Here is a 317-nt window from a genome sequence, read left to right on the forward strand (position 1 = left end):
GCTGCTGATCAAATGCGGCGTCCACCGAAACATTGTGCGCTTTCTCTGCCCACTCAATACCTCCGAGAGCGATGTCGCGGCCGCATTGACTATATTTGAGCTGGCAGAGAAAGCGCACAATGTTTCGGTGGACGCCGCATTTGATCAGCAGCAGCCCACGCGACCGCGCCTGCTCGATCACTTTCTGTGCAAGGTCGCTGTCGGGCGCTTTGGTGCCTTCGTCAACGACAAACTCAACCGCGGCCATCGCGCCGAGGGTGCGCACATCGCCAATCTGCGGATGGCGATTCTTTAAACGTTCGAAGCCAGTCATCAAC

The 317-nt window shown here is 57.4% G+C and carries 1 protein-coding gene; it reads right to left on the reverse strand.

Going from position 1 to position 317, the window contains the following annotated elements; genetic code table 11:
• On the reverse strand, positions 1–313 hold a 313-nt coding region (locus tag AC0L20_RS40495), incomplete at its 3' end, for an aminotransferase class III-fold pyridoxal phosphate-dependent enzyme (protein WP_473295745.1).
• Between the last annotated feature and the right edge of the window lie 4 nt (positions 314–317).

The organism is Bradyrhizobium sp. Kon58 (assembly GCF_055807455.1).